Here is a 22,923-nt window from a genome sequence, read left to right as displayed (position 1 = left end):
CTCCTTATTTGACATCCTCTTTCCATCCTCCCAACCCCTACGCCCCACCCCCCGTTTGTGTGATCTCCGTTGCATAAATTTAAGTTATGAGTGCTGGCGCACATAAAAACGCACTGAATTTTGCAGGCGGCTTCACGAATTTTGCCCTGGCCCGCCCGTGCCGGTCGCAGAGCCTGCTCTCTCATCCTCCCGCCTCCTCCCCCATAAAAAAGCCGGGGGGTGGAGGATTCGGGAAAGTAATGGATACCCCATAGTGAACTTATCTTGAATGTTTCTGTCGGTGACAGGTTGTAACGAAGGGAGAAGGGCATGGCGAGCGTACAGCTGCGTAATGTAACGAAAGCCTGGGGTGACGTTGTGGTGTCGAAAGACATCAATCTGGACATCCACGAAGGTGAATTCGTGGTATTTGTCGGCCCATCAGGCTGCGGTAAATCAACTCTGCTGCGTATGATTGCCGGTCTTGAAACCATCACCAGCGGCGACCTGCTGATCGGTGATACCCGAATGAATGACATCCCGCCTGCCGAACGTGGCGTAGGCATGGTGTTCCAGTCTTATGCTCTCTATCCCCATCTTTCCGTCGCCGAGAACATGTCTTTTGGTCTGAAGCTGGCTGGCGCGAAGAAAGAGGTCATTAACCAGCGCGTGACGCAGGTGGCGGAAGTGTTACAGCTGGCGCACCTGCTGGAGCGTAAGCCGAAAGCGCTTTCCGGCGGTCAGCGTCAGCGTGTGGCGATCGGCCGTACGCTGGTTGCCGAGCCGCGCGTCTTCCTGCTCGATGAACCGCTTTCCAACCTGGATGCCGCCCTGCGCGTCCAGATGCGTATCGAAATCTCCCGTCTGCACAAGCGTCTTGGCCGCACGATGATTTACGTCACCCACGATCAGGTCGAAGCGATGACCCTCGCCGACAAAATCGTGGTGCTGGATGCCGGTCGCGTGGCGCAGGTGGGCAAACCGCTGGAGCTGTATCACTACCCGGCAGACCGCTTTGTTGCGGGCTTCATTGGCTCGCCAAAGATGAACTTCCTGCCCGTCAAAGTGACCGCGACAGCGATTGAACAGGTACAGGTGGAGCTGCCAAACCGCCAGCAGGTGTGGCTGCCGGTCGACAGCGCCAACGTACAGGTGGGGGCAAACATGTCCCTCGGTATTCGTCCTGAGCATTTACTGCCGAGCCACATCGCCGATGTGACGCTGGAAGGTGAGGTTCAGGTCGTCGAACAGCTTGGTCACGAAACACAGATTCATATCCAGATCCCCGCCATCCGTCAGAACCTGGTCTACCGCCAGAACGACGTGGTGTTGGTAGAAGAGGGTGCCACATTCGCTATCGGCTTGCCGCCAGAGCGTTGCCATCTGTTCCGTGAGGATGGCACTGCATGTCGTCGGTTGCACAAAGAGCCAGGCGTTTAAGCAATCCCAAAAGAAGACACGAAACCGACAGGTGAAGTGTTCAAAGAAAAGCAATGATCTCAGGAGATAGAATGATGATTACTCTGCGCAAACTTCCTCTGGCAGTTGCCGTCGCAGCGGGCGTAATGTCTGCTCAGGCAATGGCCGTGGATTTCCATGGTTATGCTCGTTCCGGTATCGGCTGGACGGGGAGTGGCGGCGAACAACAGTGCTTCCAGGCAACCGGTGCTCAAAGTAAATACCGTCTGGGTAACGAATGTGAAACCTATGCGGAACTGAAGCTGGGCCAGGAAGTGTGGAAAGAAGGCGACAAGAGCTTCTACTTCGACACCAACGTAGCGTACTCCGTGGCGCAACAGAACGACTGGGAAGCCACTGATCCGGCGTTCCGTGAAGCCAACGTGCAGGGTAAAAACCTGATTGAGTGGCTGCCAGGTTCCACCATCTGGGCCGGTAAGCGCTTCTATCAGCGTCATGACGTCCACATGATCGACTTCTACTACTGGGATATTTCAGGTCCTGGTGCGGGTATCGAAAACGTCGATCTGGGCTTCGGTAAACTGTCTCTGGCCGCGACCCGTTCTCAGGAAGCGGGTGGCTCATACATCTTCACCAGCAACGATATCTATCATAACTTCAAAGACACCGCTAACGACGTCTTCGATGTGCGTTTAGCGCAGATGGAAATCAACCCGGGCGGTACGCTGGAGCTGGGTGTTGACTATGGCCGAGCTAACAAAACTGACGGTTACAGCTTCGCTGACGGCGCATCTAAAGATGGCTGGATGTTCACCGCTGAACATACCCAGAGCATGCTGAAAGGCTACAACAAGTTTGTTGTCCAGTACGCTACCGATGCAATGACCACTCAGGGCAAAGGTATTCCTCAGGGTTCCTTCACCGGCAACAACTATGACAAAGACGCTGAAATTGGTGTTGTAGACAACAAGATCAACAACAACGGCTCTCTGGTTCGTATTCTTGACCACGGTGCGATCTCTCTGGGTGACAGCTGGGATCTGATGTACGTCGGTATGTATCAGGATATCGATCGTGACGACAACAACGGTACGACCTGGTACACCGTGGGTGTGCGCCCAATGTATAAATGGACGCCAATCATGAGCACCTTGCTTGAAGTGGGCTACGACAACGTTAAGTCGCAGAAAACTGACGATACCAACAACCAGTACAAAATTACCCTTGCACAGCAATGGCAGGCCGGTGACAGCATCTGGTCCCGTCCAGCGATCCGTGTCTTCGCAACTTACGCGAAGTGGGATGAGAAATGGGGTTATGACAACGGCATTGCAAAAAGCGATACCAAAGCCACAACCTACAGCCGCGGTGACAACGACGAGTGGTCCTTCGGCGCCCAGATGGAAATCTGGTGGTAATACCGTCTTAACCTGACGTAATGACCAAACTGAGGGGCGCAAGCCCCTCAATCCTTGGGACGGCGCGCTATTGCCTGGCTACCGCTGACCTGTGCATTTTGAGGTGATAACAATGAAAATGAACAAAACTCTCCTTGCCCTTTGTTTATCCGCAGGGCTGCTGGCGAGCGCGCCTGCTGTAACGCTCGCTAATGTGAATTTCGTTCCGCAAAACACAACATCCGCGCCGGCCATACCGGCCGCAGCGTTGCAACAGCTGGTCTGGACGCCTGTCGATCAATCTAAAGCCCAAACGACCCAGCTCTCGACGGGGGGACAACCGCTTAATGTTCCAGGCATCAGTGGCCCGGTGGTCGCATACAGCGTGCCCGCTAACATTGGCGAACTGACGTTAACGCTCTCCAGTGAAGTCAATAAACAGACCAGCGTCTTTGCACCGAACGTGCTGATTCTTGACCAGAACATGACGCCTTCTGCGTTCTTCCCGAGCGAATACTTTACCTATCAGGAACCCGGCGTCATGAGCGCAGACCGCCTCGAAGGGGTAATGCGACTGACGCCTGCGCTGGGTCAGCAGAAAATTTATGTACTCGTCTTCACCACGGAAAAAGATTTGCAGCAAACCACTACGCTGCTTGATCCCGCTAAGGCCTATGCCAAAGGCGTAGGTAACGCCGTGCCGGATATCCCGGACCCGATTGCCCGCCATACCACTGACGGCCTTGTGAAGCTGAAAGTGTCGACCAGCAGTGCATCCAGCGTCCTGGTCGGCCCGCTGTTTGGCTCCTCCGGTACCGGCCCTGTCACTGTAGGTAACACCGCTGCGCCTGCCTATACCGCACCTGCTGCCACGACAGCCGCACCGGTAGCGACCGCAGCGCCAGCCCCGGCGAAGAAAGCGGAGCCGGTACTGAACGACACCGAAGAATACTTCAACAACGCCATTAAGCAGGCGGTGAAGCGCGGCGATGTCGATAAAGCGCTGAAACTGCTTGATGAAGCCGAACGTTTAGGTTCAACCACTGCCCGTTCCACCTTTATCAGCAGTGTAAAAGGCAAGGGGTAACCGTTTCCCCGCAGTGCTGATTTGTTAGTCGTTTGGTGCGCCTGAGTGGGCGCACTTTTTTTCGTCTCCGCCGGGCTGTTGCACTCTTGTTGCGATCGTGATCGTTAAATAACGTTTGGCCCCCCTCAATCCGTGTTTCTGCGATACAATGCCATTACGTTATGTATCGGAGAGTCTGGCATGTCACACCCTGCGCTAACGCAACTGCGTGCGCTGCGCTATTTCGACCAAATACCTGCGCTTGATCCCCAGCAACTGGACTGGTTGCTGCTGGAAGATTCCATGACGAAACGTTTTGAGCAGCAGGGAAAAACGGTCACGGTGACCCTGATTCAGGAAGGGTTTGTCTCTGGCGATGAGATCGCCAACGAGCTGCCGCTACTGCCGCACGAGCCACGTTACTGGCTGCGTGAAATTTTACTCTGCGCTGATGGCGAGCCGTGGCTTGCCGGGCGGACGGTGGTGCCCGAGTCCACCCTTTCCGGGCCAGAACTGGCGCTGCAACGTCTGGGGAAAACGCCGCTGGGGCGTTACCTTTTCACCTCGTCTGAGCTTACCCGGGATTTTATTGAGATTGGTCGTGATGCCGAACTGTGGGGGCGTCGTTCCCGCCTTCGCCTGAGCGGTAAGCCGTTAATTCTGACGGAGCTTTTTTTACCGGCATCGCCGTTGTACTAAGAGGAAGAAAAAATGGAGTGGAGCCTGACGCAGAATAAGCTGTTGGCGTATCACCGCTTAATGCGTACCGATAAACCGATTGGCGCGTTGCTGCTGCTGTGGCCGACCCTATGGGCGCTGTGGGTTGCCACGCCGGGCGTGCCGCCGCTGTGGATCCTTGGCGTGTTCGTGGCTGGCGTCTGGCTGATGCGCGCGGCGGGCTGCGTGGTCAATGATTATGCCGATCGTAAATTCGACGGCCATGTAAAGCGTACTGCCGGTCGTCCGTTACCCAGCGGGCAGGTCACCGGGAAAGAAGCCCGCGTGCTGTTCATCATTCTGGTGCTGCTCTCTTTCCTGCTGGTGTTAACCCTCAACACCATGACCATTTTGCTTTCCGTCGCGGCCCTGGCCCTGGCCTGGGTTTATCCGTTTATGAAGCGCTATACCCACCTGCCTCAGGTGGTGCTGGGGGCGGCGTTTGGCTGGTCGATTCCGATGGCGTTTGCGGCAGTTAGTGAGTCCTTACCGCTCAGCTGCTGGCTGATGTTCCTGGCGAACATACTTTGGGCGGTGGCGTACGACACGCAGTACGCGATGGTTGACCGCGACGATGACCTGAAAATTGGCATCAAATCCACCGCCATTCTGTTTGGCCGTCAGGACAAGCTGATTATCGGTATCCTGCAGGTCGCGGTACTGGCGCTGATGGTGGCGATCGGTCGCCTGAACGGGCTGAACTGGGAGTTTTACTGGTCCGTGCTGGTGGCGGGGCTGCTGTTTGCCTACCAGCAAAAGCTGATTGCGAAGCGCGAACGCGATGCCTGCTTCAAGGCGTTTATGAACAATAACTACGTCGGTCTGGTGCTGTTTTTAGGCCTGGCGATGAGCTACTTCATCTAAAAAAAGCCGGGTGGCGGCTTCGCCTTACCCGGCCTACGATTTAGCAGGATATGTAGGCCCGGTAAGCGTCAGCGCCACCGGGCGTTTTTTTACCGGCGACGCAACAGCCGGAGCGCGTTCGCCGTCACCAGCACCGTCGCGCCGGTATCCGCCAGCACCGCCAGCCACAGCCCGGTCATGCCGAGCAGCGTGGTCACCAGGAAAATCCCCTTCAGCCCCAGCGCGATGCCGATGTTCTGACGGATATTGGCCCGCGTCGCGCGCGCAAGATCGATCATCTGCGCCAGCCCGGTCAGGCGGTTGTGGGTCAGCGCCGCGTCAGCCGTTTCCAGTGCGACGTCGGTCCCGCTGCCCATCGCAATACCGATGGTGGAGGCTTTCATCGCCGGGGCATCGTTAATCCCGTCACCGACCATCGCCAGCGGCGCCTGAGCATTCAGTTCCGTCACCGCGCTGACCTTATCCGCCGGCAGCAATCCGGCTTTAAACGCCAGCCCCAGCTCGCCGGCAATCGCAGCCGCCGCGCGCGGGTTATCGCCGGTGAGAATCACGCCCTGCACGCCCAGCTGATGGAGCGCTGCCACGGCCTCTTTTGCGTCATCGCGCAGGGTATCGCGCAGCGCCAGCATCCCTTTTGCGGTGCCGTCCTGCATAACGGTCACGACAGTTTGCCCGGTCTGTTCTAACGCCTCCACCTCTGGCGTAGAAGACTTGCCCGCCGCGACAATCAGTACCTTTTTACCGTCAACGGTGGCCTCAATCCCTGTCCCGACCAGCGCCCGCTGGGCAGTTGCCTGAGGGATGTTCAGCCCGCGCGACTGCGCTTCTCGCACAATCGCCTGCGCCAGCGGGTGAGTGGACCCCTGCTCAACGGCGGCGGCCAGGGTCAGCAGTTCATCTGCACTGATGTCCTGCGGATACACGCCGGTCACCTGCGGCTTGCCGACGGTCAGCGTACCGGTTTTATCAAAAGCGATATGCTGGACCTGGCTCAGCTGCTCCAGCGCCGCGCCGCCCTTAATTAGCGCCCCGCGACGTGCCGCAGCCGCCAGCCCGGACGTAATGGCCGCCGGGGTGGAAATCACCAGCGCGCAAGGACAGCCGATCAGCAATAGCGTCAGCCCTTTATAAATCCACCCCTCCCACGGCGCGCCAAAGAACAGCGGTGGGACGACGGTAACCAGCAGAGCCACCAGCATAATGGCGGGCGTGTAGATCCGGCTGAAGCGGTCGATAAAGCGTTCGACCGGCGCGCGGCGCTCTTCGGCCTCTTCAATCAGCTTCAGGATGCGGTCGATGGCGCTGTCACCCGGCTCGGAAAGCACGGTGAGCTGCACCAGACGGTCGACGCTGGTGGCGCCTGCAGGCACTTTTTCACCCGCCTCACGTTCAACCGGAATGGATTCGCCGGTCAGGGCGCTTTCATCAAAGCTCGCGGTGGCGGTAAGCAGCGCACCGTCTGCAGGCAAGCGTCCGCCTGCCGCGACTTCAATCACGTCGCCCGGACGAAGGGTCGTGATGGCGACCATTTCACGCGTGCTGTTTACCACGCGCGTGGCGGTTTCCGGCTTCAGCGCCATCAGCGCGCTGACCCCTTTGCGCGCCCGGCTGGCTGCCCAGCCCTCAAGGCGTTCACCGATTAAGAACAGCAGCAGCACCATCGCCGCTTCTGCCGTCGCGCCAATAAACAGCGCGCCGATGGCCGCCACGCTCATCAGCGTTTCGATGGCAAACCAGCTGCCGCTTTTCATCAGGCGCAGCGCCTGACGGGCAATCGGGAACAGACCGACCAGCGTGGTGGCGATAAACGCCAGGTTGCCGAACGGATGGTTAATCTGTTCCAGCCCCCAGCTCAGTGCCATCATGATGATGAGGGTGATGAGCGGCAGGTTTTCCCGCAGGGAAGACGTTTTTTCCGCGGGCGCGGCTTCGCTACGCAGGCTGTAACCCGCCTTGCTTACCGCGGCTTCCACCTGTTTGCTGACGTCGTTTTCGGCGCTAACCAGCAGCTTTTCGGTGGCGAACAGCACCTGAACGTGGCTGACGCCCGGCACCTGTTTCACCGCATTTTCTACTTTACGGGCGCAGGCGGCGCAGTCCATGCCGTTAACGACCCAGCTGTAGCGGTTGCCGCTTTCGGGCAGCATTTCCGTTTGCGTTTCGCACGCGCCTTCGCAGCAGCAGTCGTCTTGAGGCGGAACCGGACTGAGCTTAAGCGCCGAGAATTGAGGAACTTTTTTGGGTGTTTCTGGAGTCGACATGGCAGTCTCCGGCAATGATAATTTTCTCATTAACCGCAGCATACACTCTGGAGTCGACTCCAGAGTCAAGCGTTATTTAGATATACAGCGAACGCACAATCAGGAAGTGCCCGGCAAAGTAACAGGCGGCGGCAATCGCGTTATCCGCCCGGAAACGGCGGCGATAGTGGCTGCCCAGCCACACGATATTCCCAATCAGCAGCAGCGCGGCGCCGAAGAATGCGGACATTGCCGGAGCGGTCGGACGGAAGAACCACAGTTCACCTGCCAGCCATACCATCACCAGGGTCATGGCGATAAACGTGCAGACCGGCAAACGCATCTCTTCCAGACGCGACCAGATCACCGCGATCAGCAGGGCGCCAATCACCAGCAGGACCAGCGGCAGCGGCCAGAAGAAAGAGAGCGTCATCTGGCTGGCGAAGTAGATGGTATACAGCAGGTGCGACAGGAAAAATGCCCCTACGGCATACAGCAGGCGCTGGCGCGGCAGCAGGGTCAGGGCGTCGCCAATCAGAGAGGCGCACAGCCCGGCGAGCACCAGATAGCTGACGGCGTTGAACATCGGCGCTTGCCAGGCCAGCAGCAACAGGAGCAACAGCGTGACGGGTTTAAACAGCCAGCGCTGCCAGGTGGGACCACGGTACGACGCATCGACATAAAGCCATGCGGAAAAACAGACAGCGATAAATGACCAAAGCATATTAACTCCCTGTATCTGTTAAGTCTGAATAATCAGTTTCTGATCCAGTGTAGTGACGCGGGCGGGCGTTTGGCAATGGCGGGGAAGGCAGGGTATCCTGAATTCCGCATAATCTGATGGGATTGTAGAATGAGCAAGATGCCGCTGTTTTTCATTATCGTGGTGGCGATTATCGTCATTGCCGCCTCGTTCCGCTTCGTGCAGCAGCGCCGCGAGAAGGCGGATAACGATGCCGCACCGCTGATGCAAAAGCGCGTGGTGGTGACGAACAAACGCGAAAAACCGCTCAATGACCGCCGCTCGCGCCAGCAGCAGGTGACGCCTGCGGGCACAACAATGCGCTATGAAGCGAGCTTTAAGCCGGAAACGGGCGGCCTCGAGATGACCTTCCGCCTGGAGGCGCAGCAGTACCACCAGCTGACGGTGGGAGAGAAAGGAACGCTGAGCTACAAAGGGTCGCGATTAGAAGGGTTTGCACCGGAGCGGTAACGCCGGGCGGCACTGCGTTTGCCCGGCCTACAGGGTTTCGTAGGCCCGGTAAGCGAAGCGCCACCGGGCGATAGCGCGCACCTTACTTCTTCACCTGCGCCTTAAACTTCTTCATCCACACCAGCAGCTCAAACACGCCGAAAATAAACACGCGCAGCTGCTGCCAGCCCGTCATCTGCGGGCCGTCTTTCGGCAGACCGTTTTTCAGCATCACCATCTGCAGGGCGTGCATGAACGAGGTGAAAATCAGCGCGACGTTAACGAAAATATTCATCGGACGCGGGAACGGGTGCACCAGATTGAGCAGCAAAAACGCCCAGACGCCCAGCATCAGCAAGCGTCCCAGATTAATCAGTACCGGCATCGGATCCTCCTTGTGCCTGACGGTGATACAGACGATAAGCAACCTGACCTGCGACTTTTTCACGGTGCAGATCCCAGTGGGCGGGAACCGGCGGTAAACCGTTTTCCACTTCGCTTTCCACGTAAATCAATGCGTCATCCGCCAGCCAGCCGTTTTGCTCCAGCAGGGATAACGTCTCCTCCAGCAGCCCCTTGCGGAACGGCGGGTCGACAAACACCACGGTGTGCGGCGTGCCCTTTTGCGCGAGGAAGGTCAGCGTGTTGGTGTTCACCACTTTCGCGTTGCTCGCTTTCAGCGTCGCCAGATTTTGCTGCAGCGTCTGCGCCACGCCGCGCTCCATCTCCAGCAGCGTGGCGCTGGCAGCATAGCGCGACAGCGCTTCCAGCCCGAGCGCGCCGCTACCGGCGAAGCAGTCCAGGCAGCGGGCGTCTACCATTGACGGGGCCAGCCAGTTAAACAGCGTCTCGCGCACGCGGTCGGTAGTGGGGCGTAAACCGGGGCTGTCCGGCACCGGTAATTTCCGGCCTCGCCATTGACCGCCGATAATACGAATTTGACCGGCCGGGGCGCGGTTGGGTTTCTTCATCTCAGGAAAGCTCTGTTAACAATTGGCCTGCGATTGCGGGCGGTGATGTCAATTAAGTAAAGTGTTAGACTATTTCATCATTTTTTTAGCTTCCATGTATATAGCGCCGCGAGGAGTGTAGTCGCAGATGGCAAAACAAAAAAAACGTGGCTTCTTTTCCTGGCTGGGCTTCGGTGAAAAAGAGCAAGAAACAGAACAGAAAACCGAAGAGCAACATGCCGTTGAAGAGCCGTCGCAGCCTGAAACGCCTGTAGAAACCGCCGCGGTTGTCGACGCGGAAGAGACGGCGCACAGCAAAGAAGAGGTTGAAACCTTTGCTGAAGAGGTGGTTGAGGTCACTGAACAGGTTCAGGAAAGCGAGAAGCCAGAGCCGGTTGTCGTAGAAGCCGCTATCGAAGCACCACAGGCTGCTATCGAACACGAAGAGCTTCCGCTGCCGGAAGAGGTCAAAGACGAAGCGGTGTCTGCCGAAGAGTGGCAGGCCGAAGCGGAAACCGTTGAAATTGTTGAGGCGGTGGAAGAAGAGGCGGCGCTTGAGCCAGAGCTGACCGACGAAGAGCTGGAAGCTCAGGCGCTGGCGGCCGAGGCCGCTGAAGAAGCGGTCATCGTGGTGCCGGTGGAAGAAGAACCGGAAGAAGAGACCGTTCAGGAGCAGGAAAAACCGACCAAAGAGGGTTTCTTCGCGCGTCTGAAGCGCAGCCTGCTTAAAACCAAAGAAAACTTAGGTTCCGGATTTATCAGTCTGTTCCGCGGCAAGAAGATCGACGACGATCTGTTTGAAGAGCTGGAAGAGCAACTGCTGATTGCGGACGTGGGTGTCGAAACCACCCGTAAGATCATCACTAATCTGACCGAAGGGGCGAGCCGCAAACAGCTGCGTGACGCCGAAGCGCTGTACGGCCTGCTGAAAGACGAGATGGGTGAAATTCTCGCAAAAGTTGACGAACCGCTTAATATTGAAGGCAAAACGCCATTTGTTATTCTGATGGTCGGCGTGAACGGCGTGGGTAAAACCACCACCATCGGCAAGCTGGCGCGTCAGTTCGAGCAGCAGGGTAAATCGGTGATGCTGGCGGCGGGCGACACCTTCCGTGCGGCGGCGGTTGAGCAGCTGCAGGTCTGGGGCCAGCGCAACAACATCCCGGTCATTGCTCAGCATACCGGCGCGGATTCCGCGTCCGTGATCTTTGACGCCATCCAGGCAGCGAAGKCGCGCAACGTGGATGTGCTGATTGCCGATACCGCAGGGCGTTTGCAGAATAAATCGCACCTGATGGAAGAGCTGAAGAAAATCGTTCGCGTCATGAAGAAGCTGGACGAAGACGCACCGCATGAAATTATGCTGACCATTGATGCCAGCACCGGACAGAACGCCATCAGCCAGGCAAAACTGTTCCATGAAGCGGTAGGACTGACGGGGATCACGCTGACCAAACTGGACGGCACCGCGAAAGGCGGGGTGATCTTCTCCGTGGCCGACCAGTTCGGCATTCCTATCCGTTACATCGGTGTGGGCGAGCGTATTGAGGATTTACGTCCGTTTAAGGCGGACGACTTTATTGAGGCATTATTTGCCCGAGAGGACTAACAATGATTCGCTTTGAACACGTCAGCAAGGCCTATCTCGGTGGGAGACAAGCGCTGCAGGGGGTCACATTCCACCTGCAGCCGGGCGAGATGGCATTCCTGACCGGCCATTCCGGCGCGGGGAAAAGTACCCTGCTCAAGCTTATCTGTGGGATCGAGCGGCCAAGCGCCGGGAAAATCTTTTTCGGCGGCCATGAGATCAGCCGCCTGAAAAACCGCGAAGTGCCGTTCCTGCGTCGTCAGATCGGCATGATTTTCCAGGATCACCACCTGCTGATGGATCGCACCGTTTTCGATAACGTGGCCATTCCGCTGATTATTGCCGGCGCCAGCTATGACGATATCCGCCGTCGCGTTTCCGCGGCGCTGGATAAGGTCGGGCTGCTGGACAAAGCGAAGAACTTCCCGATCCAGCTCTCCGGCGGTGAACAGCAGCGCGTGGGTATCGCCCGTGCGGTGGTGAACAAGCCTGCGGTGCTGCTGGCGGATGAACCGACCGGTAACCTGGACGATGCCCTGTCAGAAGGGATTTTGCGTCTGTTTGAGGAGTTTAACCGCGTGGGGGTTACCGTATTGATGGCGACGCACGACATCGGGCTGATTTCCCGTCGTTCGTACCGCATGCTGACCCTGAGCGACGGTCATTTGCACGGAGGCCACGGTGAATAAGCGTGATGCAATAAACCAGATTCGGCAGTTCGGGAACCGGTTTGACCGTTTCCGTAAGCCGCAGGGCGGGGGTGACGGCAATCGTAATGCGCCGAAGCGCCAGAAGGCCGCGCCAAAGCCAGCCTCCCGTAAAACCAACGTGTTTAACGAGCAGGTGCGCTACGCGTTCCACGGCGCGCTGCAGGACCTGAAAAGCAAACCGCTGGCGACGTTCCTGACGGTGATGGTGATCGCCATCTCCCTCACGCTGCCAAGCGTCTGCTATATGGTCTATAAAAACGTCAACCAGGCGGCGTCGCAGTATTATCCGTCTCCGCAGATCACGGTCTATCTGGATAAAGCGCTCGACGATAACGCAGCGGCGCAGGTGGTTGGGCAAATTCAGGCCGAGCAGGGCGTGGAGAAGGTCAATTATCTCTCACGTGAAGACGCGCTGGGCGAGTTCAGGAACTGGTCTGGCTTTGGCGGCGCGCTGGATATGCTCGAGGAGAACCCGCTGCCCGCCGTGGCGGTGGTGATCCCGAAGCTGGATTTCCAGGGGACAGATTCGCTTAACACCCTGCGCGATCGCATTACGCGCATTAAGGGGATTGATGAAGTGCGCATGGATGACAGCTGGTTTGCGCGTCTCTCTGCTCTGACCGGGCTGGTAGGCCGCGTCGCGGCGATGATTGGCGTGCTGATGGTGGCGGCGGTCTTCCTCGTCATCGGCAACAGCGTTCGTCTGAGCATCTTCGCCCGTCGCGACACCATCAACGTGCAGAAACTGATTGGTGCGACAGATGGCTTCATCCTCCGACCGTTCCTTTACGGTGGCGCACTGCTCGGTTTTTCCGGCGCATTTCTTTCACTGATATTGTCAGAAATTTTGGTGATGCGGCTTTCCTCTGCCGTGACTGAAGTGGCGCAGGTTTTCGGAACGAAGTTTGATATCAGTGGTTTAGGGTTCGATGAGTGCCTGTTGTTGCTGCTGGTGTGTTCGATGATTGGGTGGGTGGCAGCGTGGCTGGCAACCGTTCAACATTTACGTCACTTTACTCCCGACTAATAAAAGCGTGATATAATCTTTCCCTGCACCGAGATGTTCGCTCTGCAGGGAAAGCGTCCCTGTTGTCTCTTCCCCTGTTATCATCTCCATGTCACATTTTGTGCGTAATTTATTCACCGTTGCACCTGGAACTTGTGGATAAAATCACTGTCTGATAAAAGAGTGAATGCTAATCTCGTTGCTCAAACGCTTTGGCATGGTTGTTGCCTGACGGGGACAACCTGGACCAGAAGAAACACTGAGAGGAATGAATGACCAAAGAAATGCAAACTTTAGCTTTAGCCCCTGTTGGTAACCTGGAATCTTACATCCGGGCTGCGAACACCTGGCCGATGTTAACGGCCGAGGAAGAAAAGGAGCTTGCTGAAAAGCTGCATTACCAGGGCGATCTGGAAGCAGCGAAAAAGCTGATCCTGTCTCACCTGCGCTTTGTTGTTCACATTGCTCGTAATTATGCGGGCTATGGCCTGCCGCAGGCGGACTTGATTCAGGAAGGTAACATCGGCCTGATGAAGGCTGTGCGTCGCTTTAACCCGGAAGTGGGTGTGCGACTCGTCTCCTTCGCCGTACACTGGATCAAAGCAGAAATTCATGAATACGTGCTGCGCAACTGGCGTATCGTGAAAGTCGCCACGACAAAAGCGCAACGCAAACTGTTCTTCAACCTGCGTAAAACTAAGCAGCGTCTGGGCTGGTTCAATCAGGATGAAGTGGAAATGGTGGCGCGCGAGCTGGGCGTATCCAGCAAAGACGTGCGTGAGATGGAATCCCGTATGGCCGCGCAGGACATGACCTTTGATATGTCCTCCGACGACGACGCATCCGACAGCCAGCCAATGGCACCGGTTCTGTATCTGCAGGATAAAACCTCTAACTTTGCTGACGGCATCGAAGAGGACAACTGGGAAGATCAGGCCGCGAACAAGCTGAGCTATGCGATGGAAGGCCTCGACGAACGTAGCCAGGATATTATCCGCGCCCGCTGGCTGGACGAAGACAACAAGTCCACGCTGCAGGAGCTGGCCGACCGCTACGGCGTCTCTGCGGAACGTGTCCGTCAGCTTGAAAAGAACGCCATGAAAAAACTTCGCGCTGCTATCGAAGCGTAATTTCCGCGAAGTACACCGAGAACCCCTGGATGAGAGTCTGGGGGTTTTGTTTTTTTAGCGCCCGCTCTGGCGAATTCCCTCCCCCTGGCAAACACTTACTGATGCGCTAAGCAGGCGACTTTCTCAGGGGGACAGGGTGAAAAACAACGAACTGAACGACCGGCGTTTACAGGCGACGCCTCGCGGCATCGGCGTGATGTGTAACTTCTATGCCGATAAAGCAGAAAACGCCACGGTGTGGGACGTCGAGGGCAATGAGTACATCGACTTCGCCGCCGGTATCGCGGTGCTGAATACCGGCCATCGCCATCCCAAAGTCATTTCCGCCATCGAAAAACAACTCCACGCCTTTACCCACACGGCGTACCAGATCGTGCCGTACGAAGGCTACGTGGCGCTTGCCGAGCGCATCAACGCACGCGTGCCCATTGACGGCCCGGCGAAAACGGCGTTCTTCTCGACGGGCGCAGAAGCGGTGGAAAACGCCGTAAAAATTGCCCGCGCCTTTACCAGACGTCCTGGCCTTATCACCTTTGGCGGCGCGTTCCACGGCCGCACCTTTATGACCATGGCACTGACCGGCAAGGTTGCGCCTTACAAGCTCGGCTTTGGGCCCTTCCCCGGCTCGGTGTATCACGCGCAGTATCCGAATGAACTGCACGGCGTCAGCACCGCTGAGGCGTTGAAAAGCCTGGAACGTATCTTTAAAGCGGATATTGCTCCTGACCAGGTCGCAGCGATAATTCTCGAACCGGTTCAGGGGGAGGGCGGCTTCAACATCGCTCCTGCTGATTTTATGCAGGCGCTGCGCGCCCTGTGCGATACCCACGGCATTTTGCTGATTGCCGACGAGGTGCAAAGCGGCTTCGCCCGCACCGGCAAGCTGTTCTCGATGGAACACCACTGCGTGAAACCGGATCTGATCACCATGGCGAAAAGCCTGGCGGGCGGGATGCCGCTCTCGGCGGTGTCGGGCCGTGCTGAGGTGATGGATGCGCCCGCGCCGGGCGGGCTGGGTGGCACCTACGCAGGTAACCCGCTGGCGATTGCGGCGGCGCATGCCGTACTGGACGTGATTGATGAGGAAGATCTCTGTACGCGATCGGCGCATCTTGGCCATCACCTGGTGGAAGTGCTGAACAAAGCGAAGGAACACTGCCCGTATATCGCGGATATTCGCGCCCAGGGTTCGATGGTGGCGGTGGAGTTTAACGACCCGCAAACGGGCCAGCCTTCGCCAGAATTTACCCGTCAGGTGCAGGAGCGTGCGTTGCAGGAAGGACTGCTTCTTCTGAGCTGCGGCGTCTACGGCAACGTCATTCGTTTCCTGTATCCGCTGACGATTCCCGAAGTGCAGTTCCGTAAAGCGCTGGACATTATCTCCGCCTCGCTGACACGTTAAAGCCATATGCCCGGCGAAAATCCCTGCCGGGCCTATCATATATTCATTTCAAATTAGCTATTCCAAAATCATAAAAATCGGGTATGTTTTAGCAGAGTATGCTGAAAAAGCGCGAACAGCACACCTATAACTGACATAAAGCGCTGCACAACAACATCACAACAATCGTAATAACCATAATAATGGGGAATCTCAGGATGAACATGAAGGGTAAAGCGTTACTGGCAGGATGTATCGCGTTGGCATTCAGCACCATGGCGCAGGCAGACATTAAAGTGGCTGTGGTTGGCGCCATGTCCGGACCGGTAGCGCAGTACGGCGACCAGGAATTTACTGGCGCAGAACAGGCGGTTGCAGACATTAATGCCAAAGGCGGTATTAAGGGCGAAAAACTGCAGATCGTAAAATATGATGATGCCTGTGACCCGAAACAAGCGGTCGCGGTCGCGAACAAAGTGGTGAACGACGGGATCAAATACGTTATCGGTCACCTGTGCTCTTCTTCTACTCAGCCCGCGTCTGACATCTACGAAGACGAAGGTATCCTGATGATCACCCCGGCTGCGACCGCACCGGAGCTGACCGCGCGCGGCTACAAGCTGACCCTGCGTACCACCGGTCTGGACTCTGACCAGGGCCCAACCGCGGCGAAATACATCGTTGAAAAAGTGAAGCCGAAGCGCATTGCCATCGTTCATGACAAGCAGCAGTACGGTGAAGGTCTGGCGCGTTCAGTGCAGGACAACCTCAAGAAAGCCAATGCCGATGTGGTGTTCTTCGACGGGATCACCGCCGGTGAGAAAGACTTCTCCACCCTGGTGGCGCGTCTGAAGAAAGAGAATATCGACTTCGTATACTACGGCGGCTACCACCCGGAAATGGGTCAGATCCTGCGCCAGGCGCGCGCAGCGGGTCTGAAAACCCAGTTCATGGGCCCGGAAGGGGTGGCGAACGTTTCTCTGTCTAACATCGCAGGTGAATCCGCTGAAGGCCTGCTGGTGACCAAACCGAAGAACTACGACCAGGTTCCTGCGAACAAACCTATCGTAGATGCCATCAAGGCGAAGAAACAGGATCCAAGCGGCGCGTTCGTCTGGACCACCTATGCGGCGCTGCAGTCTCTTCAGGCGGGCCTGAACCAGTCAGCCGATCCGGCTGAGATTGCCACCTGGCTGAAAGCAAACACGGTTGAGACCGTCATGGGGCCTCTTTCCTGGGACGCGAAGGGCGACCTGAAGGGCTTCGAGTTCGGCGTGTTTGACTGGCATGCTAACGGCACGGCGACCGACGCAAAATAAACGCAAATGGCAACCGTAAGGTTGCCATTTTAGTGTTTGCACCCTCTCCCCGTGGGAGAGGGCCGGGGTGAGGGCATCAGACCGCACAGCACCCCGTAGGCCGGGTAAGGCGCAGCCGCCACCCGGCTTTCTTTTAGCGCTTCTCCCACCCGCTCTCCTGCGCCGTAAAGCCTAACGCCTGCATAAACGCCGCCATCACGTCGCGGTCTTCCACGCCCACGTCGGCCATCCACCAGGAGGTCACGCTCGGGTTTTCGCGGATCACTTCTTCAATTAAATACTGTCCCACGCCGCGACGACGGGTGACGTCACGTACGCGCAGCGAGTCCAGCGCCCCTTCTGTACCGCTCAGGGTGACGCGAACCGCTGCCAGCAGGCGCTCGTTAAAACGCGCGGCATAAATGCGGTGGGTCTCATCCACGCGTAGCGACGAAGGGGAATATTCCGGCCAGATCTTGCCCAGGTCGATATGATCCTGGTCGCTAAAGGTCACCAGACGCACGATAGTCAGTTTCATTAGCTACTTGTCCAAATCAAATTGAGTAGAGGCAGTGTACTCAATTTATTCACTCAGGGGCTTCCTCTTTTTATTCTCATTCGCCAGGTGATTAGTTTTTTGGCAACGCGTTGGGCAGTTTGAAAACACATGGATCGAAAAATACGCAGAATTTTAACCTGATGGGTAGTGATTTATTCGGCGCTTTGTACCGTTATTTTATGCTGCAAACTGCACTTTTAGTTGTTTATCTCTGCCTGATTTCAGAATATTATCTTTGCTTAATCGCCTGAAAAATAGAGATTTTAGTCTGGTTTTTGACAAAAACCTGCGCTAAACCATTAAAGGCACTGGTAAAAATAGCGTTGTTCATTAAAAGTACAGAATGCTTTTTAACCATAATAAAACAAAATATAAACACGACATCACGAATGGGGATTCAGAGATGAAAAGGAACGCGAAGACGTTAATCGCGGGGATGGTCGCACTGTCGATCTCGCATGCCGCCATGGCGGAGGACATTAAAGTTGCGGTTGTGGGTGCGATGTCCGGCCCTGTTGCCCAGTGGGGTGACATGGAGTTCAACGGTGCGCGCCAGGCCATCAAAGACATCAACGCAAAGGGCGGCATCAAAGGCGACAAGCTGGTGGGCGTAGAATATGACGACGCCTGCGATCCGAAACAGGCCGTCGCGGTCGCTAACAAAATCGTCAACGATGGCATCCAGTATGTGATCGGCCACCTGTGCTCGTCGTCCACCCAGCCCGCGTCTGATATCTACGAAGACGAAGGCATTCTGATGATCACCCCCGGTGCGACCAACCCGGAACTGACCCAGCGCGGCTATCAGCACATCATGCGTACCGCCGGGCTGGACTCCTCTCAGGGGCCAACCGCCGCCAAATACATCCTTGAAACCGTCAAGCCGCAGCGTATCGCCATTATTCATGACAAGCAGCAGTACGGTGAAGGCCTGGCGCGCTCCGTTCAGGACGGCCTGAAAAAAGGCGGCGCAAACATCGTCTTCTTCGACGGGATTACCGCCGGTGAAAAAGACTTCTCCGCGCTGATCGCTCGTCTGCAAAAAGAGAATATCGACTTTGTTTACTACGGCGGCTACTACCCGGAGATGGGGCAGATGCTGCGTCAGGCGCGCGCCACCGGTCTGAAGACCCAGTTTATGGGGCCAGAGGGTGTGGGCAATGCTTCCCTGTCCAACATCGCCGGGGATTCTGCCGAAGGCATGCTGGTGACGATGCCAAAACGCTATGACCAGGATCCGGCCAACAAGGCTATCGTGGATGCGCTCAAGGCGCAGAAGAAAGATCCGAGTGGTCCGTACGTCTGGATCACCTACGCCGCCGTGCAGTCTCTGGCCACCGCGCTGGATCGTACCGGCAGCAAAGAACCGCTGGATCTGGTGAAAGATTTAAAAGCACACGGGGCGAACACCGTGATTGGGCCGCTGAACTGGGATGAGAAAGGCGATCTGAAGGGATTTGAGTTTGGTGTCTTTAAGTGGCACGCCGACGGGTCATCCTCGGCCGCCAAATAATTATCCCACCGCCCGGACTGACGGGCGGGTATAAAAAGGTTTGCATATGTCCGAGCAGTTTCTCTATTTCCTGCAGCAGATGTTTAACGGCGTCACGCTGGGAAGCACCTACGCGCTGATTGCCATCGGCTATACGATGGTTTACGGCATTATCGGCATGATTAACTTCGCCCACGGCGAGGTCTACATGATCGGTAGCTATGTCTCCTTTATGATTATCGCCGCCCTGATGATGATGGGCATCGACAGCAGTTGGCTGCTGGTCGCCGCCGGGTTTGTCGGCGCGATTGTGATTGCCAGCGCCTACGGCTGGAGCATCGAGCGCGTGGCCTACCGGCCGGTGCGCAGCTCCAAACGCCTGATTGCGCTGATTTCCGCCATCGGGATGTCGATCTTCCTGCAAAACTACGTCAGCCTGACCGAAGGCTCGCGCGACGTGGCGCTGCCAAGCCTCTTTAACGGCCAGTGGATTGTGGGGGCCAGTGAAAACTTCGCGGCCTCTATCACCACCATGCAGCTGGTTATCTGGGTCGTGACCTTTATTGCAATGCTTGCCCTGACGCTGTTCATCCGCTACTCGCGGATGGGACGCGCCTGCCGCGCCTGCGCAGAAGACCTGAAAATGGCGAGCCTGCTCGGCATCAACACCGACCGCGTGATTGCCCTGACCTTCGTGATTGGCGCCGCGATGGCGGCCGTCGCAGGTGTCCTGCTCGGCCAGTTCTACGGCGTAATCAACCCGTACATCGGCTTTATGGCCGGGATGAAAGCCTTTACCGCGGCGGTGCTGGGCGGTATCGGCAGTATTCCGGGCGCGATGATTGGCGGCCTGATCCTGGGCGTGGCGGAAGCGCTCTCCTCGGCGTATCTGAGCACGGAATATAAAGATGTGGTGTCGTTTGCCCTGCTGATTCTGGTTCTGCTGGTCATGCCTACCGGCATTCTGGGCCGTCCGGAGGTAGAGAAAGTATGAAACCGATGCATTTTGCAATGGCGCTGCTCTCTGCCGCCATGTTCTTCGTGCTGGCAGGCGTCTTTATGGGCGTCCAGTTAGGTCTGGATGGGACGAAGCTGGTGGTGGATACCGCCCCCGACATCCGCTGGCAGTGGGTGTTTATCGGCACTGCCGTGGTGTTCTTGTTCCAGCTGCTGCGTCCGCTGTTCCAGAAGTCGCTGAAAAACGTCTCCGGGCCGAAATTCGTTCTGCCGGCCATCGACGGGTCTACCGTTAAGCAGAAGCTGTTCCTCGTGGTGCTGCTGGTGGCTGCCGTGGCGTGGCCGTTTGTGGTCTCTCGTGGCACCGTGGATATCGCTACCCTGACCATGATCTACGTGATCCTCGGTCTCGGTCTGAACGTGGTGGTGGGGCTCTCTGGCCTGCTGGTGCTGGGCTACGGCGGCTTCTACGCCATCGGCGCCTACACCTTCGCGCTGCTGAACCACTATTACGGCCTCGGCTTCTGGACCTGCCTGCCGTTGGCGGGGCTGGTCTCAGCCGCGGCAGGCTTCCTGCTCGGCTTCCCGGTACTGCGCCTGCGCGGTGACTACCTGGCGATTGTGACCTTAGGCTTTGGCGAAATCGTCCGTATCCTGCTGCTGAACAACACCGAAGTGACCGGCGGCCCGAACGGCATCAGCCAGATCCCGAAACCAACCTTCTTTGGCCTGGAGTTCAGCCGTACCGCCCGCGAAGGCGGCTGGGACACCTTCAGTAACTTCTTCGGCGTGAAGTATGACCCGTCCGACCGCGTCATCTGGCTCTATCTGGTGGCGCTGCTGCTGGTGGTGATTACCCTGTTCGTGATTAACCGCCTGCTGCGCATGCCGCTGGGCCGCGCGTGGGAAGCGCTGCGCGAAGATGAGATTGCCTGCCGCTCCCTGGGCCTGAACCCGACCCGCATCAAGCTGACCGCATTCACCATCAGCGCCGCGTTTGCCGGTTTCGCCGGGACGCTGTTTGCCGCGCGTCAGGGCTTCGTCAGCCCGGAATCGTTCACCTTTGCCGAATCCGCTTTTGTGCTGGCGATTGTGGTGCTCGGCGGGATGGGCTCGCAGTTTGCCGTTATCCTCGCGGCCATCCTGCTGGTGGTCTCGCGCGAGCTGATGCGCGACTTTAACGAATACAGCATGTTAATGCTGGGTGGTTTGATGGTGCTGATGATGATCTGGCGTCCGCAGGGCTTGCTGCCGATGACCCGTCCACAGCTGAAGCTGAAGAACGGGCAAGCGAAAGGAGAGCAGGCATGAGTCAGCCATTATTATCCGTTAACGGTCTGATGATGCGTTTTGGCGGCCTGCTGGCGGTCAACAATGTGTCACTGGATCTGCACAAGAAAGAGATTGTCTCCCTGATTGGCCCGAACGGCGCGGGGAAAACCACGGTATTTAACTGCCTGACCGGTTTTTACAAGCCGACGGGCGGCACCATCATGCTGCGCGACAAGCATCTTGAAGGGCTGCCTGGCCAGCAGATTGCCCGCATGGGCGTGGTGCGTACCTTCCAGCACGTGCGTCTGTTCCGCGAGATGACGGTGATTGAGAACCTGCTGGTCGCGCAGCATCAGCAGCTGAAAACCGGGCTGTTCTCCGGCCTGCTGAAAACCCCGGCCTTCCGCCGCGCCCAGGATGAAGCGCTCGATCGCGCCGCCACCTGGCTCGACCGCATTGGCCTGCTGCAGCACGCCAACCGTCAGGCGAGCAACCTGGCCTACGGCGACCAGCGTCGTCTGGAGATTGTGCGCTGCATGGTGACCCAGCCGGAGATCCTGATGCTCGACGAACCGGCGGCCGGCCTCAACCCGAAAGAGACCAAAGAGCTGGACGAGCTGATTGCCGAACTGCGCGATCACCACGACACCACCATTCTGCTGATTGAGCACGACATGAAGCTGGTAATGGGCATTTCCGACCGTATCTACGTGGTTAACCAGGGTACGCCGCTGGCAAACGGCACGCCGGAAGAGATCCGCAACAACCCGGACGTGATCCGCGCATACCTGGGTGAGGCATAAGATGGAAAAAGCGATGTTAACGTTCGACAAGGTCAACGCGCACTACGGCAAGATCCAGGCGCTGCACGACGTCAGCCTGCATATCAATCAGGGTGAAATCGTTACCCTGATTGGCGCCAACGGCGCGGGCAAAACCACGCTGCTCGGCACCCTGTGCGGCGACCCGCGCGCCACCAGCGGGCGGATTGTGTTTGATGGCAAAGACATTACCGACTGGCAGACGGCCAGAATCATGCGTGAGGCGGTGGCGATTGTCCCGGAAGGGCGTCGCGTCTTCTCGCGTATGACGGTGGAAGAGAACCTGGCGATGGGCGGTTTCTTCGCCCATCGCGATGAATACCAGACCCGCATCAAGTGGGTGTACGAACTCTTCCCGCGCCTGTGGGAGCGTCGCATTCAGCGTGCGGGCACCATGTCCGGCGGTGAACAGCAGATGCTGGCAATTGGCCGCGCGCTGATGAGCCAGCCGCGTCTCCTGCTGCTGGACGAGCCGTCGCTCGGTCTTGCGCCGATCATCATCCAGCAGATATTCGACACCATCGAGCAGCTGCGTAAAGAGGGGATGACCATCTTCCTCGTCGAGCAGAACGCCAACCAGGCGCTGAAGCTCGCTGACCGTGGCTACGTGCTGGAGAACGGCCGCGTGGTGCTGGAAGACACCGGCGATGCGCTGCTGGCGAACGAAGCGGTGCGGAGTGCTTACCTGGGCGGCTGAGCTGTCTGTATCGCCCGGTGGCGCTGCGCTTACCGGGCCTACAGGGATCGAGTAGGCCGGGTAAGGCGTAGCCGCCACCCGGCTTTTTTAACCACTACACCCCTTCACACAACCATCATCCCCCTGACCCTTTACTGTCACTTATCTGTAAACAAACAGTTATTTTTCTGTCATTCGAGCATGTCATG

General features: G+C 57.4%; 22 protein-coding genes. 17 read left to right on the top strand and 5 right to left on the bottom strand.

The annotated features are described in order from the left end of the window. Window positions 1–309: 309 nt before the first annotated feature. The 5 genes from malK to ubiA all read left to right on the top strand — a co-directional run bounded on the left by malK (window position 310) and on the right by ubiA (window position 5,442). Window positions 310–1,419, top strand: a complete 1,110-nt coding sequence (malK, locus tag BFG58_RS09350) for a maltose/maltodextrin ABC transporter ATP-binding protein MalK (protein ID WP_008500080.1) — start codon at window positions 310–312, stop codon at window positions 1,417–1,419. A gap of 71 nt (window positions 1,420–1,490) precedes the next feature. Next, window positions 1,491–2,816, top strand: a complete 1,326-nt coding sequence (locus tag BFG58_RS09345; protein ID WP_074168353.1) for a maltoporin — start codon at window positions 1,491–1,493, stop codon at window positions 2,814–2,816. Between the two features lie 112 nt (window positions 2,817–2,928). Further along, complete coding sequence (malM, locus tag BFG58_RS09340; RefSeq protein WP_048030189.1) at window positions 2,929–3,882, top strand: maltose operon protein MalM; 954 nt, start codon at window positions 2,929–2,931, stop codon at window positions 3,880–3,882. 180 nt (window positions 3,883–4,062) lie between these two features. Continuing rightward, window positions 4,063–4,560: a chorismate lyase gene (gene ubiC, locus BFG58_RS09335; RefSeq protein WP_021242729.1), complete on the top strand. Its 498-nt coding sequence runs from the start codon at window positions 4,063–4,065 to the stop codon at window positions 4,558–4,560. Window positions 4,561–4,572: 12 nt separating this feature from the next. After that, the gene (ubiA, locus tag BFG58_RS09330; protein WP_063622879.1) at window positions 4,573–5,442 is read left to right on the top strand and encodes a 4-hydroxybenzoate octaprenyltransferase; all 870 of its coding nucleotides are present in this window, start codon (window positions 4,573–4,575) and stop codon (window positions 5,440–5,442) included. Window positions 5,443–5,531: 89 nt separating this feature from the next. Here ubiA and zntA read toward each other — a convergent pair whose 3' ends face one another. Together zntA and BFG58_RS09320 are read right to left on the bottom strand one after the other, a co-directional pair. After that, window positions 5,532–7,703 (bottom strand): Zn(II)/Cd(II)/Pb(II) translocating P-type ATPase ZntA, encoded by a 2,172-nt coding sequence (zntA, locus tag BFG58_RS09325; RefSeq protein WP_069719707.1) that lies wholly within the window; start codon window positions 7,701–7,703, stop codon window positions 5,532–5,534. 76 nt (window positions 7,704–7,779) lie between these two features. Then, a complete protein-coding gene (locus tag BFG58_RS09320) occupies window positions 7,780–8,406 on the bottom strand; it encodes a lysoplasmalogenase (protein ID WP_045909154.1) in 627 nt (208 codons plus the stop codon). 129 nt (window positions 8,407–8,535) lie between these two features. On the opposite strand from BFG58_RS09320, the gene BFG58_RS09315 reads away from it, so the two are divergent. Beyond that, window positions 8,536–8,895 carry a DUF2500 domain-containing protein gene (locus BFG58_RS09315; protein ID WP_069719706.1) on the top strand — a complete coding sequence of 120 codons (360 nt, stop codon included), beginning with the start codon at window positions 8,536–8,538 and terminating at the stop codon, window positions 8,893–8,895. An 82-nt stretch (window positions 8,896–8,977) separates the two neighbouring features. On the opposite strand, the gene BFG58_RS09310 is transcribed toward BFG58_RS09315, so the two are convergent. Both BFG58_RS09310 and rsmD read right to left on the bottom strand, forming a co-directional pair. Continuing rightward, entirely contained in the window at window positions 8,978–9,259 is a 282-nt protein-coding gene (locus BFG58_RS09310) for a DUF1145 family protein (RefSeq protein ID WP_008500088.1), read from the bottom strand. Further along, complete coding sequence (rsmD, locus tag BFG58_RS09305; RefSeq protein WP_069719705.1) at window positions 9,243–9,845, bottom strand: 16S rRNA (guanine(966)-N(2))-methyltransferase; 603 nt, start codon at window positions 9,843–9,845, stop codon at window positions 9,243–9,245. Before rsmD ends, BFG58_RS09310 begins: the two co-directional genes overlap by 17 nt. A 127-nt stretch (window positions 9,846–9,972) precedes the next feature. On the opposite strand from rsmD, the gene ftsY reads away from it, so the two are divergent. The 6 genes from ftsY (at window position 9,973) to livJ (ending at window position 16,958) form a co-directional block, all read left to right on the top strand. Further along, window positions 9,973–11,433 (top strand): signal recognition particle-docking protein FtsY, encoded by a 1,461-nt coding sequence (ftsY, locus tag BFG58_RS09300; protein WP_069719704.1) that lies wholly within the window; start codon window positions 9,973–9,975, stop codon window positions 11,431–11,433. Window positions 11,434–11,435: 2 nt separating this feature from the next. Further along, the gene (gene ftsE / locus BFG58_RS09295) at window positions 11,436–12,101 is read left to right on the top strand and encodes a cell division ATP-binding protein FtsE (RefSeq protein WP_025758973.1); all 666 of its coding nucleotides are present in this window, start codon (window positions 11,436–11,438) and stop codon (window positions 12,099–12,101) included. Further along, window positions 12,094–13,149, top strand: coding sequence for a permease-like cell division protein FtsX (gene ftsX / locus BFG58_RS09290; RefSeq protein ID WP_045909157.1), 1,056 nt, complete (start codon window positions 12,094–12,096; stop codon window positions 13,147–13,149). The genes ftsE and ftsX overlap by 8 nt, the downstream gene beginning before the upstream one ends. A 251-nt stretch (window positions 13,150–13,400) precedes the next feature. Next, a complete protein-coding gene (gene rpoH, locus BFG58_RS09280; RefSeq protein ID WP_008500093.1) occupies window positions 13,401–14,258 on the top strand; it encodes an RNA polymerase sigma factor RpoH in 858 nt (285 codons plus the stop codon). A 136-nt stretch (window positions 14,259–14,394) separates the two neighbouring features. Continuing rightward, window positions 14,395–15,660, top strand: coding sequence for a 4-aminobutyrate--2-oxoglutarate transaminase (locus BFG58_RS09275; RefSeq protein WP_048030200.1), 1,266 nt, complete (start codon window positions 14,395–14,397; stop codon window positions 15,658–15,660). Window positions 15,661–15,857: 197 nt separating this feature from the next. Further along, window positions 15,858–16,958: a branched chain amino acid ABC transporter substrate-binding protein LivJ gene (gene livJ, locus BFG58_RS09270; RefSeq protein ID WP_072163886.1), complete on the top strand. Its 1,101-nt coding sequence runs from the start codon at window positions 15,858–15,860 to the stop codon at window positions 16,956–16,958. A 133-nt stretch (window positions 16,959–17,091) separates the two neighbouring features. Here livJ and panM read toward each other — a convergent pair whose 3' ends face one another. Then, a complete protein-coding gene (gene panM / locus BFG58_RS09265; RefSeq protein ID WP_045909159.1) occupies window positions 17,092–17,475 on the bottom strand; it encodes an aspartate 1-decarboxylase autocleavage activator PanM in 384 nt (127 codons plus the stop codon). A gap of 424 nt (window positions 17,476–17,899) precedes the next feature. On the opposite strand from panM, the gene livK reads away from it, so the two are divergent. From livK to livF, 5 genes are read left to right on the top strand one after another with little or no spacing between them, the layout of a single operon-like run. Then, on the top strand, window positions 17,900–19,009 hold the full coding sequence (livK, locus tag BFG58_RS09255) for a high-affinity branched-chain amino acid ABC transporter substrate-binding protein LivK (RefSeq protein WP_008500098.1): 1,110 nt from the start codon (window positions 17,900–17,902) through the stop codon (window positions 19,007–19,009). 46 nt (window positions 19,010–19,055) lie between these two features. Further along, window positions 19,056–19,982 (top strand): high-affinity branched-chain amino acid ABC transporter permease LivH, encoded by a 927-nt coding sequence (livH, locus tag BFG58_RS09250; protein ID WP_008500099.1) that lies wholly within the window; start codon window positions 19,056–19,058, stop codon window positions 19,980–19,982. Next, window positions 19,979–21,256 (top strand): branched chain amino acid ABC transporter permease LivM, encoded by a 1,278-nt coding sequence (livM, locus tag BFG58_RS09245; protein ID WP_063622872.1) that lies wholly within the window; start codon window positions 19,979–19,981, stop codon window positions 21,254–21,256. Before livH ends, livM begins: the two co-directional genes overlap by 4 nt. After that, a complete protein-coding gene (gene livG / locus BFG58_RS09240) occupies window positions 21,253–22,020 on the top strand; it encodes a high-affinity branched-chain amino acid ABC transporter ATP-binding protein LivG (RefSeq protein ID WP_024906698.1) in 768 nt (255 codons plus the stop codon). Before livM ends, livG begins: the two co-directional genes overlap by 4 nt. Window position 22,021: 1 nt before the next feature. Beyond that, a complete protein-coding gene (livF, locus tag BFG58_RS09235) occupies window positions 22,022–22,735 on the top strand; it encodes a high-affinity branched-chain amino acid ABC transporter ATP-binding protein LivF (RefSeq protein ID WP_008500102.1) in 714 nt (237 codons plus the stop codon). The last annotated feature ends 188 nt before the right edge of the window (window positions 22,736–22,923 follow it).

The organism is Enterobacter sp. ku-bf2 (genome assembly GCF_001742765.1).
Lineage (GTDB): Bacteria > Pseudomonadota > Gammaproteobacteria > Enterobacterales > Enterobacteriaceae > Enterobacter > Enterobacter quasiroggenkampii.
The sequence above is the reverse complement of the archived record's forward strand: the minus strand, read 5'-3'. Positions and strand labels throughout refer to the sequence as shown.